The following is a 21838-nucleotide window of genomic DNA, read 5'->3' as shown; positions in this document are numbered from 1 at the left end:
AGCCGAACGTCATGCGTACCGCCATTCCCGCCGGGATAAACCCGCGCAGTGGCGGGCTTTCCCCCTCGGTCAGGGCTGGCCGAAGGGCTCGGTGGTCGCCAGGAACTCGACGAGGTCGCGGATCTCGGCCTTGCCGAGGTGCTTGAGCAGGTCTTCGGGCATCGCCGAGGCGCCGCGGGTCTTCTCTTCGATCTCGTCCTGCGGGACGACGATCAGGTTGCCTTCGGGCGTCACGAGCCGGACCTCATGCGCGTCCTCGCTCTTGACGATCCCGACGACGACCTGGCCGTTCGTGCGGGCGAGGACCTGGGTCTCGAACCCCTGCGCGATCTGCTTGTTGGGGAGGACGATCGACTCCAGGACGTACTCGCGGTCCTTGCGGCGGCCGATGCCGGCCAGCTCGGGGCCGACCTCGCCGCCGTCGCCGGCGACCTTGTGGCAGCGGAGGCACTGGACCTCGGCCTTCTCGCGGAAGATCCGCCGCCCCCGGCCGGCGTCGCCCCCCACGAGCGCGTCGCGGTAGGGCGCCAGCGGGTCCTGGGCGTTGCGGTGGGCTTCGTATCGGCCCAGAGCGGCCTTCAGTTCGCCGGACGGCCGGGCCTCGGCGGCCTCGGTCAGGTCGAGCCGGACCTCGGGGGCGACCTCGCCCGCTTCGAGCTTCGTCAGCCAGCGGCCGAGCAGCTCGTCGGCCTTCGCGCCGGGGATCGCGCGGAGCATGGCGAAGGCCGCCTGCTTCTCCAGGATCGAACCTCCGTCGAGGACGCCGGCGGCCGCGTCGACGGCCCGGTCCGGCTCCAGGCGGGCCAGGATCCGCAGCCCCTCGACGCGGACCGCGCCGGCCTGATCGTTCATGGCGGCGACGACGACCTCGGCGAGCTTCTCGTCCTTCAGGGCGTCGAGCGCGCGGAGGGCCTCGACGCGCGAGTCGGCCGGCCGCGAGGCGTCGGCGGCCAGGCCCCGGAGCGACGGCCCGGCGTCGGCGACCTTCAGCGCGCCGGCGGACGTCGCGGCGGCGTTGCGGACGCGGTCGGACGATTCGGCGAGTAGCCCCGGCAGCACCATCTCGAGCGCGGCGACGGCCGGGTCGGCGGGGCGCTTCGACTCGCCCCGGTACAGGCCCGTGATCGGGTGCAGCGGAGGCGGGCTCGCCCAGCGGGAGAGGATCTGGAGGGCCTCGACCCGGATCGACTCGGGGACGTCCTTGCGGGCGGCGACCGTCGCCAGGACGCGCGGGTCGCCCGCCCGGCCGAAGGCCTCGCAGGCGGCCAGGATGCGGCGCCAGAGCGGCTCCGCGAGGCCGGTCCGACCGGCCAGCGCCGCGACCTTGCCCTCGTCCCCGCCCAGGGCAGGCTGCTCGACGATGCTACGGGCGGCCTCCAGGAGCACGGCGGGGTCGGCGTCGTCCAGGAACCGGTCGACGGCCGACTCGGCCCGCTTGCGCAGGGCGAGCAAGGCGGCCATCCGCACGTCCGGCGACGGGTCCGACGCCAGCCCGGCCAGCCTCTCGATCACGCCCGAGCCATGCGTCGCGGCGTGGGCGAGGGCCGACGTCGCGGCGTGCCGCAGGTAGGGGTCGCGGCCGTCGCCGGCGCGGATCCGGGCGAGGATCGGGTCGAGCACCTCGGCCGACGAGTTGACGCGGCCCAGGGCGAGCATGGCGTGAAGCCGCACCCGGGGCGATTCGTCCTCCAGGAGCGGCAAAAGGGCGGATGCCGGCGTGATCACGGCCTCGGCGAGGGACCTCGCGGCCTGGGCGCGAACCTCCGGATCCGGATCTTTGATCAGGGCGATCAACGGCGGCGAAAGCGCGCGGCGGCCGTCGTCGGTCGAGGCCCGCAAGACCTGGCCGAGGCCCCAGATCGCGTGCAGCCGCGCGTAATTCCCGCCCCCGTAGCGGGCGATGTGCTGCAACGTCGCGACCGCATCCGCTTCCCCGCCCTGACTCGTCCCGGCGAGCTTCCGCTGGGCCGGGCTCGCCGGCTGAGGGGACGGCTTGGCGCGATCGGCCAACTCGAACTGCGCCCCCTGGCGGACCCGCCGGTCGGGGTGGGCGAGCAGCCGGGCCAGGTCGTCGTTGGCCTGGCGGTCGAAGCCCTCGGCGATCAGCCGCTTGACCTCGGCGACGCGGGGGTCGCTCGCGGCGGCCGGGTCGGAGACGCGCCAGATGCGGCCCTTGCCGGTCTTGTTCCAGCCCTTGACCCAGTCGCTCACGTAGAGGGCCCCGTCGGGGGCGAAGTCGCAGTCGGTCGCCTCCAGGCCCCAGAGGAATTGCTTCGGCTCGACCAGCTCGAACGAGGCGCCCCTGGGCTTCGCCGCGAACGAGCGGACGCCGCTGGTGGTGGCGCTGCCGCGGAAGTCGCTGAGGTAGAACCGGCCCTTCTCGCCGTCGTTGAGGCCGACGCCGGGGTAGTGCGTCAGGCCCGACGGGCCGTCGGCGAAATTGGCGAGCGGCGGGAGCTGGTAGGCAGGCTTCCCCTCCAAGTCGGGCGTCCACATCTTCTCGGCGTTCCACACGCCCCGGCTGTTGGGCTTCTCGATGAACTGGTAGCCGATCCGCCAGCCGCTGTCGCCCCCCTCGACGATGTGGATGAAGCGCGCCTTGTCGCCGCCGTCGGAGTTGTTGTCGACGGTGAAGAGGTCGCCCGTGTCGTTGAACGCCAGCTCCTGCGGGTTGCGCAGCCCGGTGGCGAAGACCTCGAGCCCCGAGCCGTCGGGCTCGCACCGCAGGATCGAGCCGCTGTCGAGCACGGCCAGCTTGCGGCCCTCCGGGGTCGTGAGGTTGAAGCCGCGGTCGCCGATCGAGAAATACAGCTTGCCGTCGGGCCCGAAGATCAGGCCGTGCAGGTCGTGGCCGAGGAAGCCGACGTGCACGCCGTAGCCCGAGTGCAGGGCCTTGCGTTCGTCGGCCTTGCCGTCGCCGTCCGTATCCTTCAGCAGCCAGAGGTCGGGGATGCAAGAGAAGTAGACGTCCCCCTTGCGCTCCAGCACGCCGGCCCCGATGCCGGACTCGGTGAGGTTGAAGCCCTCGGCGAAGACGGTGGCGTGGTCGGCCTTGCCGTCGCCGTCGCGATCTTCGACGAGCCGGATCCGCTCGCTTTCGACGCCGAACCTCGCGAACGCCTCGGCCGAGAAGTACTTCTTGTACATGGCGACGCGGTCGGCCACGGTCCGGGCGGCCAGGTCGTCGACCAGCCAGTTCATGTGGCCGCGGGTGTCGGTCACGCCGTCGGTGTGGCGGAAGGTCTCGACGACGTAGAACCGCCCCTTCTCGTCGGCGTGGAAGGCCACCGGGTTCGCCAGCATCGGCTCGGCGGCGAACAGGTCGACCTTGAAGCCGGGCGCGACGCGAAGGGCCTTCGAGGACTCTTCCGGCGAAGGGATCACGACGGCGGCCTTCGGCTTGGCCGAGCCATCCTCCGCGTCGGCGGGACGCGCGGAACCGAGCCACGACGCCACGACCGCGAGCAATCCGCGGGATACGACCGAGCCGAGGCGTCGAGCCATGAATCGCCCTCGTAATCGTCCAGATGACCTGAGGCCGCGCGGGACGCCGCCGCCCCGAGCCCGCCCTGCCGAGATTCGCGTAGCATCATATATCCCAAGCTGATCGTGAGGCGTCTAGGGGTCAGCCGGCCTCCGGTCGGCCGGCTCGTGCATCCATTTCATCTGTTTCATCGCTCGCGACAGAAACGACGAAATCAATCGGCATGAATGATAGGGGGATGCGACGATTCCTGATACAGTGGAAGGAGGCCCGGACGGTTCGTGGGGTCGAGCCCCCCGGCCTTAACTGAGGAAAAATGGAATGAGTGCGCAGAATAATCGGGCCGCGTGGTTTCAGGGGGGGGATGCGGAGTGCGACGTGAAGCCGGGGGCCCGGCAGCGGGCGTTCCGGCTGGTGTTGCTGGGGCCTCCGGGAGTGGGTAAGGGGACGCAGGCGGAACTGCTCTGCCACTCGCTGGGGACCTGTCATCTCTCCACCGGCGACGTCTTCCGGGCGGCGTCTTGCCAGCATGAGCCGAGCCCGGCCTTGAAATCGGCCCTGGACGCGATGAAGCGAGGGGAGCTGGTGTCGGACGGCCTGGTCGTCACGATGGTCGAGGAGCGCTCGGGTTGCCTGGCGTGCTGCGGGGGCTTCCTGCTGGACGGCTTCCCCAGGACCGTCGCCCAGGCCGAAGCCCTCGACGAACTGCTTCAAGGGCAAGGCGTTGCGCTCGACGGCGTGCTGTCTTACGACCTGCCGCTGGCGGAGATCGTGGATCGCCTCAGCGGCCGGCGGACGTGCTCCAAGTGCAAGGCCGTCTACCACGTCACGGCCCGTCCTCCTCACAAGGAAGGGATCTGCGACCTCTGCGGGAACGCCCTGATCCAGCGCGAGGACGACCGTCCCGAGGCGATCCGGGTCCGCATGCAGGCCTACGAAGAGAGCACCCGCCCCCTGGCCGATTATTACGCCAGGACGGATCGACTCCTTTCGGTCCCCGCCGAGGGCTCGCCGGAAGCCATCCTGGAACGGTCGCTCAGGGAACTTCAGGAGCAGTCCGTCAAAGCTCGGCACTGATTTTGCCCGGCCTCCATGGAGACGTCGTCAGGGTGCGGCCACGACGAAGAAGGGGCCGCACCCTCCGGATTCCCCATGTGATATAATCCCTTGTATTGAACGTCGACAAGCGGCGTCGCCGCCGCTTCCCCGCGCGTCTACGGACCTCGCGGGACGCTCGACGCGGTTCGATACTTAGGAGAGGCCGATATGCTCAGACTTCTTCTGCTCGTCACGCCGTGGTTTCTCAACCCCCCCGAGGAGCGAGAAATGACGGAACGTATGGTCCCCAAGGGATTTCAGGGGAACTACTGGGGCCCGGCGGCGACACTGGCCCGCAAGGACGGACAGCTTCCCCAGATCTCCCTGACGGCGCCGATGCAGCGCTGGGACGAGTGGGGGCGCAAACACCTGCGCAGCGGCGACGTCGTCTTCCGCATGGGCGACGCCCGGGTGGCGAAGGGCTGGTTCCCCATGAGCCGGTTCCTGGCCAACGCGAGCAACAGCAAATTCTCGCACACCGGCGTCGTCGTCGTGGAAGACGGCGAGCCGGTCGTCTACGACACTTCGCGCTGGAGCGTCGCGCGGCAGCCGTTCTGCGTGTGGATCCTGGACAACGTCGGCAACTTCGGCGTGAAGCGGCTGCGGCCCGAATATCGCGACCAGATCCCGCAGGTCGTCGACTACTGCCATGACGTCTTCGCCAAGCAGGTCCCGTTCGACTACGAGCTGGGCCTCGACGACAAGGCGCTCTACTGCATCGAGCTGACCGAGAAGGCCTTCCGCCACGCCGGCCTGAAGCTCTCCGACCCGATCCGGCTCGGCGACATGGAACGTGCGGGCGAGTTCCCGATCCAGATGATGGGCATCGCCGGCGCCTCCAAATGGGCGCTCGACAAGCCGCTTTCCTTCGAGCAGGAAGTCTACTTCCCGGGCAACGAGCGCCACGGGATCTGGTCGTCGCCGAAGCTCCAGGTGGTCGTCGCGCCGACGTTCACGCCGGGGTACCCGTTCATGGCGGACCACGGCGTCCCCAAGATCGTCTCCAACAACTGAAGCCGGCCGAGGCCCGGGTCCGTCATCCCCTCGACGGCCCCGGCCCGTTCACCGAGTAGCGGCGTGCGCCCGTGCCGTCGTCCCGGCCGGGCGTCGGCGCGATCGGCTCGCGCCGGCTGCGGTTCGCGCTCGCCCGCTGGGCCAGCGACAGGGCGACCAGGCCGAGGATCGTCAGCTCGGCGAGGGTGTTCAAGCTGACGCCCGCGACGGTGCGGTAGAGCACCGCGTCGACGTAGTGGAACGACGACGCCCGGATGGCGATGAACCCCAGGAGCAGGACGACCGGGGCCAACGCGGACAGGTCCCGCAACGACCTGCCGCGCGCCGCGACCCACCCGAGCACGACCGCGGCCAGGGACGTCGTCGCCGCGACGGCCATGATGAACTCGAACTGGTATTTCCGGCGCACGCCGTACCATTCGTGCTCGACGGCCCTCCGCCTCACCAGGTTCGTCAGCACCGCCTGGAGGCCGAACGGCCTGGCGCAGCCGAGGGTCGCGAACAGGATCGCCAGCCCCAGCCACAGGAGCGAGCCCAGCCGACGCCGGGGCCGACCCCGAAGGCTCTCCCGCCAGGCCCAGGCGCAGAGCATCGCCAGCCAGAAATAGGCCGCCGTCGTGATCCAGGGGGGGACGGCGCGGTCGTCGGCCGGCGTGGTGGCGGCGAGCAGGATGAACGATTCCAACGGAAGGCTCCCGGGTCGGGGACGCGTGGGGACGAGGACGTAGCGGAGCGCCCGCGCCGGGTCTATCCTAGAAGATCGGTCCCCATCGCATCGACTCCAACTTCCCCGGGAGGCCCGCCGATGGCCGCCACCCTGACCGTACGCGACGAGACGCCCGCCGGCGGGGTCACGAACGAGTGGTCGCTCGAATTCCTGGACGAGACGATCAGCGTACGCGACCTGATCCGCGAGCGCGTCTACCAGGAAGTCCAGGACTACAACGTCAAGCAGCAGGCCGTCGGCCCGTACCGAGGCCTCGTCCAGCCCGAGGGCCTGGAACAGGCCCTCGCCGGCCGCAAGCCCCGCCTCATCGACTGGAAGAAGCAGTACGACAAGGCCGTCGAGGCGTTCGAGACCAGCCGCGTCCTCGTCCTCATCGACGACAAGCAGGCCGAGTCGCTCGACCAGAGCTTCACCATCGGCACGAACACGGCCGTCACCTTCCTGCGGCTCACCCTGCTGGTCGGCGGCTGAACGGACCACCCCAGGCCGCGGTGGGAGGCCCCGGGGAATCCACGCGGTTCCGCCGCCTCGACCTGGCGTCGCGCCGGCGCGGGCGCTATGTTGGCGAGGTGCGAGGCCCGGGTCGTGTCGATCGCGTCGGCCCGGCGGTCACAGGGCCCGCGTCGTCCCGCCGGAGGGAAATCATGGGGAAGGCCGCGAAGCCGGTTCCCGTCGACGAGCTCGACGAATTGATCGAGGCCCTGGCCAAGGAGAAGCCGGCCGGGAAACACGACAACTCGTGGCACGGGGTCCAGATCGGCGACCTGGAATCGGGGGTGAAGCTGCTGGGCCTGGGCCGCGCGATGCAGGTCGAGGCCGTCGAACGGCTCGTCGGCCGGACCCTCGCGATCGAGAAGCGCATCCGGGAGATCGTGGAGGCCGCCGGTCGCGAGCACAACCAGTACACGTCGACCCCGGAGTGGAAGCGCCTCAGCGAGCCCCGCGTCCGCTTCGAGCTCGGGCTGCGCGCGCTGCTCCGACGCAAGCACGCCCTCGCCGAAAGCACGGTGATCGACCTTTTGAGGTGGGTGGTCGAGAGCAGCTTCACGGGCCCGTACTGGCAGCCTCTGGGGGGAATCGCGACGGCCGTCGAGAACCTCGCGGCCGACGCCCCGCTCGGCCAGGCCGCGACGGCCGCGGTCCGGGCGGCGATCGTCCGGCTGACCCCTCTGTCGCAATACGGCGACGACCTCCGCAAGCCGCTCGGCCGCCTGATGAAGCTCGTCGCCGGAGAGGATGCGGCCCGCATCGACGCCGGCGAGGCCTGGTCCGACGCCGCGCTCGCCGACCTCGCCGCGATGGCCCCCGATCGGCGGGCCGCCTGGCAGGCGCTGCTGATCTCCTGCCAGACGGCCGGCGCGGGCAAGCCCTCGGCGAAGTGGCTGAAGGCGGTCGGACCGCTGATCGAGGCGATCGGCCGGTCCGACTTCAAGGCCAGGCTCCTCCGGTGGCTGCCGCTCGTCGACAAGCCCCGCACGGCCCCCAGTCCCCGGCAGAACGCCTGGGAGCCCGACTACGACCAGCTCATCGAGCCGCACCACGTCGACTTGCTGAGAGGCCTCGCCTGGTGCGCCGGGATCGAGGCCGACCGCGACCTGGCGCGGGCGCTGGCGGCGCTGGCGCTCTCGGCCTATCGCAAGATCCCGGGCAAGGGGCCGCGGCTCATCGCGCTCGGCCACGCGGCGGTCGCCGCCCTGGGGATGATGCCGGGGATGGACGCCGTCGGCCAGCTCGCGATCCTCAAGCTCAAGATCAAGTTCATCCCCGCCCAGAAGGAGGCCGAGAAGGCCCTCGACGTCGCCGCGGCCCGCGAGGGCCTGCCGCGCGAGGAGATCGACGAGCTGGCCGTCCCCGCCTACGGCCTGGAGGAGGCCGGCCGCCGCGTCGAGACGCTCGGCGACTACACCGCCGAGCTGGTCGTCGACGGCCCCGACGCCCACCTGCACTGGAGCAAGGACGGCAAGGCGCTGAAATCCGCGCCCGCCGCCGCCAAGAAGGACCACTCCGAGGAGGTCAAGGACCTGCAGAACGCCGCCAAGGACGTCGGCAAGATGCTCACCGCCCAGCGCGAGCGGATCGAAGGCCTCTTCCTGGCCCAGAAGTCCTGGCCGCTCACCGCCTGGCGCGAGCGCTACCTCGACCACCCCCTCGTGGGGACCATGGCCCGCCGGCTCGTCTGGACGTTCGAGACCGGCGGCCGGGCCGTCGCCGGCGCATGGCTCGACGGCCGGCTCGTCGCGGCCGACGACGCGGCGCTGGAAGGGCTCGGCGAGGAGACGCGGGTGTCGCTCTGGCACCCGATCGACCGCCCCGTCGACGAGGTCGTCGCCTGGCGCGACTGGTTCGACCGCCACCGGGTCCGCCAGCCGTTCAAGCAGGCGTACCGCGAGGTCTACGTCCTGACCGACGCCGAGCGCAACACCCGCGTCTACTCGAACCGGTTCGCCGCGCACGTCCTGCGGCAGCACCAGTACCACGCGCTCTGCGCCGCGCGGGGGTGGCGGAACAAGCTCCGGCTGATGGTCGACGACACCTACCCGGCGTCCAGCCGCGACCTCCCCGGCTGGGGCCTGCGCGCCGAGTTCTGGGTCGAGGGCGCCGGCGACCGGCACGGGACCGACACCACCGATTCCGGCTCGTATCTGTATCTGACCACGGACCAGGTCCGATTTTACGAAGTGGGCGCCACCCAGCGGCATGCGCACGCCGGCGGGGGCGGCTACGCGCCCGACTGGCGCGGGGGCGACGCCGAGCCGGTCGCGCTCGACCGGATCCCGCCGCTGGTCCTCAGCGAGATCCTCCGCGACGTCGACCTGTTCGTCGGCGTGGCGAGCGTCGGCAACGACCCGAGCTGGTCCGACGGCGGGCCCGACGGACGCTACGCGAACTACTGGCAGTCGTACAGCTTCGGCGACCTCACCGCCAACGGCAAGACCCGCAAGGCGGTCCTCGAACGCCTGATCCCGAGGCTGAAGATCGCGCCCCGCTGCGCGTTCAGCGACAAGTTCCTGGTCGTCCGGGGCGACCTGCGGACGTACAAGATCCACCTGGGGAGCGGCAACATCCTGATGGAGCCGAACGACCAGTACCTCTGCATCGTCCCCAAACGCGGCGGCGAGCCGCAGGGCGACGGCGTCTTCCTCCCCTTCGAGGGCGACGCCGTCCTGTCGATCATCCTCAGCAAGGCGCTGATGCTCGCGGAGGACAAAAAGATCACCGACTCCACCATCACCAGCCAGATCGGCCGGAAGTGAGCCGGGATTCGAGGAGAGCGGGAGAGGCTCCACGGACAGGCGGCCCGGCAAGAGGACCGGCCGGCCTCGCCGCATGACGGCGAGGCCGGCCGTCAAGGAAGGGCGTCCTTCGACGGCCGATTCACTCAGCTCGCCGCGCGGCCGAGGCGTCGGCCCCGCGCGAGCGCGACGACGCCGAGGATCGGGCCGCAGATGAGCGCCAGGGTCGAGGCCGCGGGTTCCGGGACCGCGGCGACGTCGACGCAGTTGACGATCGTGTTGCTGTCGAGGGTGACGGCGCCGTTGCGCGCCAGCGCGCTCCCGTTGATGATGCTCGCATCGGTGTTCAGGGTGATGCTCGTGAGGGCGAGGATGTGGCCGGCGAAATCCGTGCCCGTGCCCAGCGTCGCCGAGCTGCCGACCTGCCAGAAGACGTTGCATCCCGGCAGCTCGCCCCCTGTGTTGATCACCGACACCGACGAGTCGCTGGCCGTCGTGAGGGTGCTGCCGATCTGGAAGACGAACTGGGCGTCCGCGTCGCCCTGGGCGTCCAGCGTGAGCGTGCCCGTCAGCTGCGCCGACGAGGAGAAGAAGTAGACGCCCGGCAGGAGCACCATGCCGCCCAGGTTCATGCCCGACAGGTCCTGCGTGGGCGCCAGCGCCGCCGCGGCGTTGTAGGCCGTCGTCAGATCGACCTGGGCCTGCGCCGCCACGGCGTCGCCCGCGTGGATCGTGAACGGGGGGGTGACGACCCCCGGGGGGAAGCCCGTGATCGCCGACCCCGGGCTGACGCCGACGTCGCCGCCGTCGGCCCGGTGTTGGTGACCGTCGTGCCCGCCAGGACGGCGAAGTCCCCCGCGGTCCCCAGGACGATGTCGGCCCGGGCCGCCGACGCGCCGCCGGCGAAGGCGACGACCGCCAGCAAGATCTTGATCGTGAATCTCATACAATCCCTCGTTCTGATGAGAAGTGGCTCTCAGTTGAATTCGAAACACCCGCCGCCGCGCCGCCCACTCGGGCGATCCCACCCAATCCTGCGTGCGCCGCCCCGAGAGAGTTCAAAAGGCAACCGAGTTGAATTCATAACAATATCGAAATCTGACTTATTTTTGAATTTTCCTCGAAGTAACGCTTGACTACCTCATTCCGCCGGCCATGCGGCGGAGCGAGGATCGGCCCCGCGTCCTCGTCGCTCGCGGTGGGCGGTCGGGCGGGAGCCATCGGCGCCGCCGGGGCCGGGCGCGGACGACGACCGGCTTTTCCGGGGGCGGCGAGCCCCCCCGCACCCACCGTTGCGCCGCCGGTCCGGCCCCCTCCCCGGGGCCGCGTCACCGATCGCCCACGGCATCATCGCGGGCGTCGGCCGGCCCGACGGCGTTCCCGATCCCGAAGGCCGCCTTGGACGTCGTCCGCCATCGGCATCACGACGCGGGCCCCAAGGGCCCTTCCACGCGCCCGCTTCGCCGCGCGCGGAGCCGCGCCGAGGCGACCGTCGTCGCCCCGAGGTCGGTCGTCGTCCGAGGCCGCCGATCGCGGCGGCTCGGCCGACGGCCCCTGATGCCGGTGGGTCGGCGTAGGGACGGGTCGAGGTGAAAGACGCAGTTTGGGCTGCGTCATCACCGATGGGATGGCCGGCGACGAAATTGAAGCTGCGGCCAGGGAAGGAAAGCGCGCCCGGTAGGAATCGAACCTACAACCTTCGGATTCGAAGTCCGCGACTCTATCCAATTGAGCTACGGGCGCCTGGGCGGCCCGATTATAGCGAAGAAGCGGGCGCGGACAACAGGCGACGTCGCGGATTCGAGGCCCGCAGGGATCTGGTCGCGAGGTTCCGGATTCCGACTGGATCCCGTTCAGAACATCTGTATACTCTCCGGTGGTCATCCGAACACGGAACCCCCGGGAGACTTCGTCATGCTCTGGCGTCTCGTGATCACGCACGGCGACGGGACGACCGAGGACCTTACGGCCCCGCTGCCGGCTTCGTTCTTCCTGGAGAACTGGCCCCTGGTCGTCGACACCCTCGGGCGATACGGGCCGCACCCGGCCTTCCGGCTGATCTCGGAGGACGGCTTCGGGCTCGCGCCGCTGGGGGGCGACGATTGCGTCGCCTGGTGGCGGGTCGAGCCCCTGGGCTTCGTGAAGCCCGACCTGCGATCGGCGCTGACGCTCGCGGAGCACAAACGGCGGATGATTTCCTGACTCCTCGGCCGGGGGGGGGATCGTCGCATCCAGGGCGGTCGATGGGAGCCCGGGAAAGAATCTTCCCCGGATTGGGGGGCCCCGTCCGGCAGGGCGGCGGATATAATGGGGCTTCCACCGACCCCGACCGGGAAGCGCCCTGCGCGTCTCGGCCCCGACGACCGAACCCAACGAGCCCATGACGCCAGAACGCCCGACCGACCAGCCCGATTCCGACGTCCGGGGGACGATCTCGTTCGTCAGCCTCGGCTGCTCCAAGAACACCGTGGACTCCGAGCGGATGCTCGGCCTGCTGGCGCAGGAAGGATACGCGCTGGTGCCCGAGGGGCGGGATTCCGACCTCGTCATCGTCAACACCTGCGGCTTCATCGACGCCGCCCGCAAGGAATCGTGCGGCGTCATCGAGGAGATGCTCGAGCGCAAGCGCGACGGCCGGGTCAAGGGCGTCATCGTCGCCGGCTGCCTGGCCGAGCGTCAGAAGGACCAGCTGCTCGACGACTTCCCGGAGGTCGACCAGGTCGTCGGCGTCTTCGGCCGCGAGCAGATCGTCCAGGTGTCCAACCGGATCCTCGGCGGCCTGCACGAGCAGCGCACGCTGTTCCGGCCGGCCCCGATCCAGGCGCAGGACGACCGGGCCCGGCTGCGGATCACGCCCCGGCACATGGCCTATTTGAAGGTCTCCGAAGGCTGCGACCGGCTCTGCACCTTCTGCGCGATCCCTTACATGCGGGGCAAGCACGTCACCAAGCCGATCGAGATGGTCGTCGACGAGGCCCGCGAGCTGGCCCGCGACGGCGTCCGCGAGCTGGTGCTGGTCGCCCAGGACATGACGTACTACGGCATGGACCTGTACGGCGAGCCCCGCCTGGCCGACCTGCTCCGCGAGCTGGACGCGATCGAGGAGCTGACCTGGATCCGCATCCTCTACAACTACCCCCGGCACTTCACCGACGAGCTGTTCGACGTGATCGCCGGCGCGAAGCGGATCATCCCCTACCTCGACATGCCCTTGCAGCACATCAACGACCGGATGCTGAAGGTCATGAACCGCCGCCACACCCGCGCCGAGACCACGGCGATCATCGACCGCCTCCGCGGGACGATCCCCGGCCTGGTCCTCCGCACGACGTTCATCGTCGGCTTCCCTGGCGAGACCGAAGCCGAGTTCCAGGAGATGGCGGACTACGTCGCCGAAAAGAAGTTCGAGCGGCTGGGCGTCTTCACCTACTCGCTGGAGCCCGACACGCCGGCCGCCAAGCTGCCGAACCAGCTCCCGGACGACGTCAAGGAGTCGCGCCGCGAGACGATCATGACGATCCAGCAGCCGCTCGCCGAGGCGTTCAACCGGACGCTCGTCGGCCGCACGCTCGACGTCCTGATCGACGGTCGCGCCCCCGGCCAGGAGGGCGTCTGGATCGGCCGCTCGTACGCCGACGCGCCCGACGTCGACGGCGTGGTCCTGATCCCGGATCCGGGCCTGCAGACGGGCGACGTCGTCCCCTGCGAGATCCTCGACACCCAGGGCTACGACTTCGTCGCCCGCTCGCTCGCCCTGCCCTCGCGGCGGAAGCGGGCGCGGCCCCGCCCCCGCCGCCGGGGATCGTCGCTGACCATCCTCGACGGAATGTAACGTGAGGCCCCCCATGCCCGCCGAGAGCCACGCCGTCGCCGAAGCCGAGGCCCCCCCGCGGCCGGCGGGCGCGTTCTGGAACGTCCCCAACACCCTGACCGTCAGCCGCCTCGGGCTGGCGGCCCTGGTCTTCGCGGCGACGTCCCTGGGCTGGTACGGCTGGGCCCTCGGCCTGTTCCTCGCCGCCGCCCTGTCCGACGCGCTCGACGGCTACTTCGCCCGCCTGCTCGACCAGGACACGCCGCTGGGCCGCCAGCTCGACCCCCTGATCGACAAGGTGATCGTCTCGGGGGCCTACATCTACCTCGCCGCGATCCCCGGCACCGGCGTCCTCCCCTGGATGGTGACGGCGATCGTCGCCCGCGAGCTGCTGATCCAGGGCCTCCGCAGCCTGCTCGAAGGCCAGGGCCAGGCGTTCGGGGCCAAGGCGGCGGGCAAGCTCAAGACCGTCTTCCAGTGCCTGTCGATCTCGGCCGTGCTGCTCGTCCTCTGGCTCGGCACGCCCCCGCAGGGCCTGACGCTGCTCCGCGACGCCTTCACCTGGACCGCCGTCGGCCTGACCCTCTACAGCGGCGCGAGCTACCTCTGGGGCGCCGGCCCCGCGCTCCGGGGCGAGGCCGCGCGGAGGCGGTGAGCGACGCGACGCCGGAGTCTCGATCGCCAGGCCCTTCTCCCCTCGTGGGAGAAGGCGGCCCGAAGGGCCGGATGAGGGGGGACGTTCGCGGAAGCCGGCGGCGTTCGTAAGGCCCCGACCGTCCCGCTCCCCACGCCTGGTCCGCCTTGATGATCCCCCTCATCCGGCCTTCGGCCACCTTCTCCCACGAGGGGAGAAGGACGCGCGTCGACCGACCGCTCGGCCTCTCTTCCCTCTCGCCGGACCCTCCCGTTCCTCCAAGATGGATGCCTGCGGAATGCTGATCGATTGGATCGAAGCCCTGGTCCTCGGCGTGGTCCAGGGCGTCACGGAATTCCTCCCCGTCTCCAGCGACGGGCACCTGCTCGTCACGCAGCAGTTGTTCGCCTGGCTGACGGGCGTCAACCGCGGCGGCGACGAGAACATCTTCTTCGACGTGATGCTCCACCTCGGCACCACGGCCGCCATCCTGTACCACTACCGGGGCCCGATCCGCCTGGGCCTGCGCGGGCTGCTCTACGACGACCCCGACGTCGGCCCCGACTTCCGGCGGCCCATGGTCAAGCACGTCGTGACGCTGGCGATCGTCGCGACCCTCCCCCTGGTCCCGTTCGCGCTCTTCCTCAAGAAGTGGGTCGACGGCCTGTTCGAGAGCGACACGGCCGCGCCGGTCGGCTTCCTGATCTCGGCGGCGGTGCTGGGGCTGGTGTCGCTCAAGATGCGCGGCCCGGACGCGAGCGGACGGGGGCCGGCGGCGACGACCTGGGTCGACGCCCTGCTGATCGGCGGGGCGCAGATGCTGGCCCCCCTGCCCGGCGTCAGCCGCAGCGGCACCACGATCGTCGCCGCGTTGCTGCTGGGCCTGTCGCGGGTCTGGGCGGTCCGGTTCAGCCTGATGATCGCCGTCCCGGCCGTCCTGGGCGCGGTCGCGAACGAGCTGAAGGACGCGATCAAGGACCCGGACAAGCTCGGGTTGACCTCCGACCGCGTGGCGCAGACGCTCGTCGCGATGGTCCTGGCCGGGACGGTCGGTTACGCCGCGATCCTCTGGCTGATCCGCGTTGTCCGTTCCGGGAAGCTGTGGTATTTTTCTGTATACTTGGTCGTGCTCGCGGTGGTGGTGCTGGGGCTCGTCTCGGCGAAGCGAGGAGGGAGCGACGTTGGCGCCTCATCGAACGCTCTGGACGGGACCTCCCGGCGCCTCGACGGCGGGCCGGCTGCTGCAACTGGACCCCTCGGTCCGGGAGGCGCAGTGGATCGTCCCGACGCCCCTCGCCCGTGACCGGACGATCCGCGAGCTGGCTCTGCACCCGTCGAAGTCGACCCGGGGGGCCGAGCCCCGCGTGAGGTGCTGGGCCGACCTCTGGCGGTGGGTGGCCTCGATCGTCCGCAAGGGGCCGTCCCTGCTCTCGGAATCGGCCGCGACGGCCGTGTTCGACCAGGCCCTGCGGGACGAGACCGCCGGCGGCCGCCGCGGGCCGCTCGCCGAATTGGCCTCGCGGGCCGGCTACCGCCGCCGCCTCCGCCGCCGCGTCGCCGACTGGACGGCCCTCGAACGCCACCGCGAGAAGTCGTGGGGCGAGCCGGCCGACGCCGACGACGAGGCCGTCGCCGCCTCCGAGCGATCGACCTTTCAGCGCTACCGCCGCCTCCTGGCCAATCTCGACGCCGAGGACGAGGCCGGGATGTCCGTCTGGGCGTCGCTGCGGCTCCGCGACCGCAACGCCCATTCGTCGGGAGAGGGCGACCACCTGGTCTTCCTCGACTTCGAGGGCCGGACGCAGGCGCAGTGGCGGATCCTCAGGGACGTGCTCGAACGCCCCCGGTCGGTCGACGTGACGCTCTGCCACCAGGACCTTCCCGGCCGCGCCGAGCTGTACCTGGCGACCTCGAAGGTGCGATCCCGGCTGCTGGAGCTGGACCTGGGGCTCGTCGAGTCGGTCGTGCCCTCGTCGTCCCATCGGCCGCCGGGGCTGAGGGCGGTGGACACCTTGCTGTTCAGCGAGTCGTCCCCGCGGATCGAGACCGCCGAGGGCCTGTCAATCTGGGGCGGCCCGGCCGGGATGGACCTGGGGCGGATGGTCGCGCGCGAGGTGAAGGGGCTCGTCGCCCAGGGCGTCGACCCCGACGAGATCCTCGTCGCCTTCCCGCGCTGGGACGACCAGGCGGAGGCGGCCTGCGAGGCGATGCGGCGGGCCGGCCTGCCGATCCACGACGCCGCCCCGAAGGCCCTGGACGTCGACCCGGCCGTCGCGGCCACGCTCCAGGCGGCGCGGATCCCGCTGGAGGACTGGGAGGCCGAGCTGGTCATCCGCTTCCTCCGCAACGGCCAGTTGCGGCCCGCCTGGGGCGAGCACGTCGACCGCCTGGCGCTCGCCGAGGCCGCGTCGACGCTCCGCGAGATGTCCGTCTTCCGGGGCCGGCGGCAGATCCTCGCGGCCCTCGCGCGAGCGATCGCCCGCAACGAGGACGCCCCCGACAAGGCCGAGCGCGACCGCCGCCGCCGCAAGATCGAGCAGGCGACGCGGGCGCACCCGATCCTGGAGAACCTGATCGGCGCGATCGACCCGCTGAGCCGGCCCCGGCCGTGGGCGGAACACGCCGCCGAGCTGCGCCGGGCCGTCGAATCGCTGGGGCTCGGCCGCCGCGACGGCCGCGCGCTGGAGGCACTGTGGGACGCCCTGGAAGATCGCGCCGCGATCTTCGAACGCCTGGGCCGCGGCCGGGTCGCCGTCTCGTGGGAGGAGTTCGTCGACGAGCTGGCCGACATCGCCTCCGAGATCGCCGCGCCGCAGCCTACGCCCCCGGCCGGCTCGATCCGCACGGCCCTGGTCGACGAGGTCGACGGCTGCCGCGCGGGGCACGTCCTGCTGGTCGGGCTGGTGGAGGGCAGCTTCCCGAGGCGGCCGGCCGTCCAGCGGTTTTTGGAGCTGAAGCCCGGCGAGGAGCCCGGCGAGGCCGCCCGCGAGGCGTATTCGGCCGAGGCGCTGCGGTTCGCCCGGGTGCTGGGCTCGGCCGAGCGCGGGGCGCACCTGTTCTACCCGACGACCGACGCCAAGGGGCAGCCGCTGCTCCGCGCCGGGTTCCTCGACGACCTGCTCGGCGCGCTCACGACCGCGGCCGAGTCGGCGTGCCACCAGGCCCACCGGCGGTTCCACCCCGCCCTGCTGGACCGCGAGGACCTGGCGCTCGCGCCGGCGGACGCCCGGGTGCTGGCTGCGGCCCTGGCCGGCGAGAAGGGCCGGACGGCCCGGCTCCGCGACCTGGCCCGCGACCCGGCCCACCGCGGCCCGCTCGAAGGGGCGGCGGCCGCGCTCGTCGCCCTGGAACGTCGCCGCAAGGGCGCCCCCTTCGGCGCGTTCGAGGGGCTCATCGAGGATCCCGAGGCCCGCGCGCGGCTGGCCCGCGAGTTCGGCCCGGTCGACCACACCTTCAGCCCCAGCCAGCTCGAAACGTACCTGACCTGCCCCTTCCAGTTCTTCAGCCGCCACGTCCTCCACCTGGAGCCGATCGTCGAGCGCGACGAGCTGGACGAGGACTACACCGAGCGCGGCAGCCGCCTGCACGACATCCTGGAGGAGTTCGAGAAGCGCCGGGCCGAGGCCGAGGGCGCGGCCCCCGACGACCGGCTGCTGACCGCGGCGATCGACAAGGTGCTGGCCCGCGAGGTCGAGGAGCTGAGCGAGCTGGACTTGGGCCTCCGCGAGATCGAGCACGGCCAGATCCAGCGGATCATCGCCCAGTACGCCCACCAGCGCGCCGAGTACGAGACCCAGGCGCCGTCCGCCCCCGCGCCCAAATGGTTCGAGTTCGGCTTCGGCGAGGCCGGCACCGAGCACCCCGAGTTCGAGCTGTCGCTGGGCGCCGAGGTCGTCCGCCTCAAGGGCCGGATCGACCGCATCGACCTGCTGGAGACGCCGACCGGCTCGCGGTTCCGCGTCATCGACTACAAGAGCGGCTACCCGCCGAGCGCGAAGGACGTGACCGAGGGCCGCATGCTCCAGCTCCCGCTCTACGCCATGGCCGTCGAGCGGCTGCTGTACCAGAGCGGCCAGGCCGGCCTGCTCGACGTGGGCTACTGGGGCCTGAAGGACAAGGGCTACCGGCCGATCGTCTTCGAACAGTGGCAGGAGGTCCGCGAGGCCCTGGTCGCCCGCGTCTTCGCCGTGATCCAGCGCCTCCGGGGCGGGGCCTTCCAGGTCGCGCCGCAGAAGGACGGCTGCGAAACCTACTGCGAATACCGCAGCGTCTGCCGCATCCGCCAGGTCCGCGCCGCCGACAAGAAGGTCGAGGCCGACGCCGGGCCCGCGGCGGCGGCCGACAGGACGCTGGGCGGCCGGCCGGCCAAGGCCGGGCGGACGAAGGCGGGCCGGCCGTGAGCGCGACCAACGGCGACGAGCGGGTCTCGCTGACGAGCGAGCAGCAGGGGCCGCTGCTGATGCGGCGGGCGAGCGTGGCCCTGGCCGCGGGCGCCGGCTGCGGCAAGACGACCGTCCTGACCGAGCGGTTCCTGCGCGAGATCGACGGGGCCGAGGGCCGCGCGCTGCGGTCGCTGGCCGTCATGACGTTCACCGAGAAGGCGGCGCGCGAACTTCGCCAGCGGATCCGCGCCCGCTGCCGCGCCCGGCTCTCCGGCGGGACCGATCCCGCCTGGTGGACGACGGTCCTCCGCGCCCTCGAAGCGGCGCCCATCGGCACGTTCCACGAGTTCTGCGGCCGGGTTCTGCGGAGCCGGGCGACGGCGATCGGCGTCGACCCCGAGTTCGTCGTCCTCGACGACGTCGTCGCCGGCGCGCTCCGCGAGCAGGCCGTCGGCTCGGCGATCCGCCGCCTCCTCGCCGCCCGCGACCCCGACCTGCTCGATCTGGCCGTGCCCCACACCCTGCGGACGCTCCGCGAGATGCTCGAGGACGCCCTCGCCCGCCGCTCGCCCGACGAGGTCGACCCGCTCTGCGACCTGGAGCCCGAAGAGGTCGTCGCCCGCTGGCGCGACGTGTGGACGGCCCGCGCCCGGCCCGCGATCCTGGCGAGGATCGCCCCCGCCGCCCGCGCCTGCCGCCGTGTTTTGGAGCCGCTCGTCGACGTCGGCCCCAAGCTCGCGAACGTCCGCCGGGACGTCCTCGACGCGCTCGCGGCCGTCGAATCCCCGGGCTGTCGCGACGACGACCTGGACCGGCTCCGCGAGGCCGCCAAGGTCGCCGGCCTGCGGGGCAAGAACGACTGGCCCGACGACGCGGTCAAGGCCCGGGTCGCCGACGCCTTCAAGGACCTGCGGGCCCGGGTGGCCGACGTCCGCGAGAAGCTCGCGTGGGACGACGCCGTCACGCTCCGGTCGGCCGAGGAGACGACCCAGTTCGCCCGCGTCGCCCGCGAGGCCCGCGCCGACTACGACTCGCTCAAGGTCCGCCGCCGCGGCCTCGACTTCGCCGACCTCATCATCCTGACCCGCGACGCCCTCCGCGACCTCGCCTCCGCCCCCGCCGGCGCGTCCGAGCCCGACGCCGATCGCGACGTCGAGCCCTCGGCGATCGAGTTCGTCCTGGTCGACGAGTTCCAGGACACCGACCAGGTCCAGAGCGACGTGCTCCGGCTGCTGGGGCGCGAGGGATTCCTGGGCGGCCGGATGTTCGTGGTGGGCGACGCCAAGCAGTCGATCTACCGCTTCCGCGGCGCCGAGCCGGCCATCTTCGGCCGGTGGCGTGGCGAGTTCCCCGAGCTGGGCCGGCTGCGGCTCTCGGAGAATTTCCGGACCGTCCCGCGGATCCTCGACTTCGTCAACGCCCTGTTCGCCGAGTCGTTCGCCGACCCCGGCGCGGTCGTCGACCCGCTCGCCGTCCGCCTCACCCCCGCCCGCGAGGACCACGCCGACGGCCCGGCCGTCCACTTCTTCTGGGTCGAGCCCCCCGCGGCCGAGGGCGACGACGAAGAGGCGGCGAAGCCCTCGGTCCAGGAGTGCCGCATCCGCGAGGCCGACGCCCTGGCGCGATGGCTCCGCCAACGGCTCGACGCCGGCTGGACGATCATCGACCGCAAGTCGGGCAAGCCGCGTCGCGCCCACGCCGGCGACGTCGCGATCCTACTCCGCGCGATGACCGACGTCTGGCCTTACGAGACGGCGCTGGCCGACCAGGGGTTCGAGTACCACACGATCGGCGGCTCGGCGTTCTACTCGCAGCAGGAGATCCTCGACGTCGTCAACCTGCTCTCGGTCGTGGAGGACCCGCTCGACGAGGTGGCCCTGGCCGGCTGCCTGCGGAGCCCGTTCTTCGCCCTGAGCGACGAGGGCCTGTACTGGCTGTCGCGGGGCGGCCTTAGCCGGGGGCTGGAGCGGGCGGCCGACGTGCCGGGCCTCTCCGACGGCGACCGCCGCCAGGCCCTGCGCGCCCGCGCGGCGCTGGCCCGGTGGCGGGGGCTGAAGGACCACGTCCCGATGGCCGAGCTGCTGTCGACCGCGCTCGACGAGTCGGGCTTCGCCGCGGCGCTCGTGTGCGAATTCCTGGGGGCGCGGAAGCTCGCCAACGTGCGGAAGCTGGTCGAGACGGCCCGCGAGTTCGACCGTCGCGGCGGCTTCGGCCTGGCGGACTTCGTCGGCCGGCTGCGGGCGTTCGCCGACGACCCGCCCCGCGAGGAGCAGGCGACGACGACCGAGGAGGACAGCCCCAGCGTCCGGATCATGACGGTCCACCAGGCGAAGGGCCTGGAGTTCCCGATCGTCGTCCTGCCCGACCTGAACAAGAACGCGGGCCTCAAGACCGGCGCGCTGGGCTTCGAACGCGCGCTGGGATTGGTCCTCAAGCCCCGGCCGGCGACGACGGACCTCGACCCGGCCCTGCCGGGGAGCGGCGAGAGCCTGGGCTGGCTCGCCTATCGGGCGATCGAGGACCGCGAGGAGCGCGAAGAGGCCCTGCGGCTCTTCTACGTCGCCGCCACGCGGGCCCGCGACGACCTCGTCCTGTCGGCCGGCTTCGCGACGCCGCTCGCCGAGGTCGCCGCCTCGGTGGCCAAGCTCTCGCCCGCGCTCAACCTGCTGTGGGAGCGTTTCGACGGCCGGACCGGACGCTGCCTGGCCCCCCTCCCGGACGGCTGGCCCGCGCCCGACGTCGCCGTCGTCGACCTCGCGGCGATCGCCCCCGGCGACGAGCCGGCCGCCCCTCGCGCCCGCCCGAAGCTCGCGGAGATCGTCGCCGCGATCTCCGACGCGCCGCGCGAGGACGTCGCCGCGGCTTCGCCGACGCCCATCCCCCGGTTCGTCGACCTCGAATCGCTCCGGCTCGACGCCACGCGCACGGCCCGGCTCGGCGAGCTGATCCGCGCGGCGGCCGTCGACCCCGAGCTGCTCGCCGGCGCCGACCCCGAGGAGGTCGCCGCCCGCCTGGGGAGCCGTCGCACGCCGGCCGCGAACGCCTCGCTCCGCACCGAGGCCGTGGCCTGGCTCCGGGCCTGGGTCGCCAGCCCGTTCTTCGCCAGGCTGCGCGAGACGCCCCCGCGCGACGTCCGCCCGTGCGAGACCTGGACGCTGCAAGGCCCGACCACCCTGCGGGGCTCGTGCGACGCCCTCGTCCGCGGCGAGGACGGCCGCCGGCGGCCCCTGACGTTCCTCGCGCCCGGCGAGCCCGAGCCCTGGGGCCGGCTGCGGGCCTCGCTCTCCGCACCCGCCCTCGACCGCAAGGGGCTCGGCCCCCTCGGCCCCTCGTGGCTGATCCGCATCGCCCCGGACGGGTCGTTGAAGTCCGAGCGCCGCGAGCCGATCGACGACGCGGAGCGGGATCGGCTTTATCGTGTGTGGCGGGGCGAAGCGTGACCTCCGAGGAGCCGA

Annotated in this window: 14 protein-coding genes and 1 tRNA gene; 10 read left to right on the top strand and 5 right to left on the bottom strand. The window is 71.8% G+C overall.

Annotation, left to right across the window (positions count from 1 at the left end):
* Positions 1–69: 69 nt before the first annotated feature.
* Positions 70–3504: a PVC-type heme-binding CxxCH protein gene (locus PZE19_RS00310; protein ID WP_277858582.1), complete on the bottom strand. Its 3435-nt coding sequence runs from the start codon at positions 3502–3504 to the stop codon at positions 70–72.
* 301 nt (positions 3505–3805) lie between these two features.
* On the opposite strand from PZE19_RS00310, the gene PZE19_RS00305 reads away from it, so the two are divergent.
* Positions 3806–4561: an adenylate kinase family protein gene (locus PZE19_RS00305; protein ID WP_277858581.1), complete on the top strand. Its 756-nt coding sequence runs from the start codon at positions 3806–3808 to the stop codon at positions 4559–4561.
* A gap of 249 nt (positions 4562–4810) precedes the next feature.
* Positions 4811–5596, top strand: a complete 786-nt coding sequence (locus PZE19_RS00300) for a YiiX/YebB-like N1pC/P60 family cysteine hydrolase (RefSeq protein WP_277858580.1) — start codon at positions 4811–4813, stop codon at positions 5594–5596.
* Between the two features lie 22 nt (positions 5597–5618).
* On the opposite strand, the gene PZE19_RS00295 is transcribed toward PZE19_RS00300, so the two are convergent.
* A complete protein-coding gene (locus PZE19_RS00295) occupies positions 5619–6281 on the bottom strand; it encodes a hypothetical protein (RefSeq protein WP_277858579.1) in 663 nt (220 codons plus the stop codon).
* 120 nt (positions 6282–6401) lie between these two features.
* Here PZE19_RS00295 and PZE19_RS00290 point away from each other — a divergent pair, with 120 nt between their 5' ends.
* Entirely contained in the window at positions 6402–6794 is a 393-nt protein-coding gene (locus PZE19_RS00290; RefSeq protein ID WP_277858578.1) for a hypothetical protein, read from the top strand.
* Positions 6795–6967: 173 nt separating this feature from the next.
* Positions 6968–9577: a DUF4132 domain-containing protein gene (locus tag PZE19_RS00285; RefSeq protein ID WP_277858577.1), complete on the top strand. Its 2610-nt coding sequence runs from the start codon at positions 6968–6970 to the stop codon at positions 9575–9577.
* Positions 9578–9702: 125 nt separating this feature from the next.
* Here the strand turns inward: PZE19_RS00285 and PZE19_RS00280 are convergent, their stop codons facing one another.
* The 3 genes from PZE19_RS00280 to PZE19_RS00270 all read right to left on the bottom strand — a co-directional run bounded on the left by PZE19_RS00280 (position 9703) and on the right by PZE19_RS00270 (position 11299).
* Positions 9703–10329, bottom strand: a complete 627-nt coding sequence (locus tag PZE19_RS00280) for an ice-binding family protein (protein ID WP_277860339.1) — start codon at positions 10327–10329, stop codon at positions 9703–9705.
* Positions 10242–10502, bottom strand: a complete 261-nt coding sequence (locus PZE19_RS32825; protein WP_277860356.1) for a hypothetical protein — start codon at positions 10500–10502, stop codon at positions 10242–10244. The genes PZE19_RS00280 and PZE19_RS32825 overlap by 88 nt, the downstream gene beginning before the upstream one ends.
* Before the next feature lie 723 nt (positions 10503–11225).
* A tRNA-Arg gene (locus tag PZE19_RS00270) sits at positions 11226–11299 on the bottom strand.
* Positions 11300–11470: 171 nt separating this feature from the next.
* Between PZE19_RS00270 and PZE19_RS00265 the strand changes: the two genes are divergently transcribed.
* The 6 genes from PZE19_RS00265 to PZE19_RS00240 all read left to right on the top strand — a co-directional run bounded on the left by PZE19_RS00265 (position 11471) and on the right by PZE19_RS00240 (position 21823).
* Positions 11471–11758: a hypothetical protein gene (locus PZE19_RS00265; RefSeq protein WP_277858576.1), complete on the top strand. Its 288-nt coding sequence runs from the start codon at positions 11471–11473 to the stop codon at positions 11756–11758.
* 178 nt (positions 11759–11936) lie between these two features.
* Complete coding sequence (gene rimO / locus PZE19_RS00260; protein WP_277858575.1) at positions 11937–13388, top strand: 30S ribosomal protein S12 methylthiotransferase RimO; 1452 nt, start codon at positions 11937–11939, stop codon at positions 13386–13388.
* Position 13389: 1 nt separating this feature from the next.
* Positions 13390–14022, top strand: a complete 633-nt coding sequence (gene pgsA, locus PZE19_RS00255; protein ID WP_277858574.1) for a CDP-diacylglycerol--glycerol-3-phosphate 3-phosphatidyltransferase — start codon at positions 13390–13392, stop codon at positions 14020–14022.
* A gap of 277 nt (positions 14023–14299) precedes the next feature.
* On the top strand, positions 14300–15304 hold the full coding sequence (locus PZE19_RS00250) for an undecaprenyl-diphosphate phosphatase (RefSeq protein WP_277858573.1): 1005 nt from the start codon (positions 14300–14302) through the stop codon (positions 15302–15304).
* A 403-nt stretch (positions 15305–15707) separates the two neighbouring features.
* Entirely contained in the window at positions 15708–18401 is a 2694-nt protein-coding gene (locus tag PZE19_RS00245) for a PD-(D/E)XK nuclease family protein (protein WP_368411267.1), read from the top strand.
* Complete coding sequence (locus tag PZE19_RS00240) at positions 18398–21823, top strand: UvrD-helicase domain-containing protein (protein WP_277858572.1); 3426 nt, start codon at positions 18398–18400, stop codon at positions 21821–21823. The genes PZE19_RS00245 and PZE19_RS00240 overlap by 4 nt, the downstream gene beginning before the upstream one ends.
* Positions 21824–21838: the final 15 nt, after the last annotated feature.

The organism is Paludisphaera mucosa, assembly GCF_029589435.1.
GTDB lineage: Bacteria > Planctomycetota > Planctomycetia > Isosphaerales > Isosphaeraceae > Paludisphaera > Paludisphaera mucosa.
Note: the sequence above shows the minus strand (reverse complement) of the source record. Positions and strands in the feature narration are given on the sequence as shown.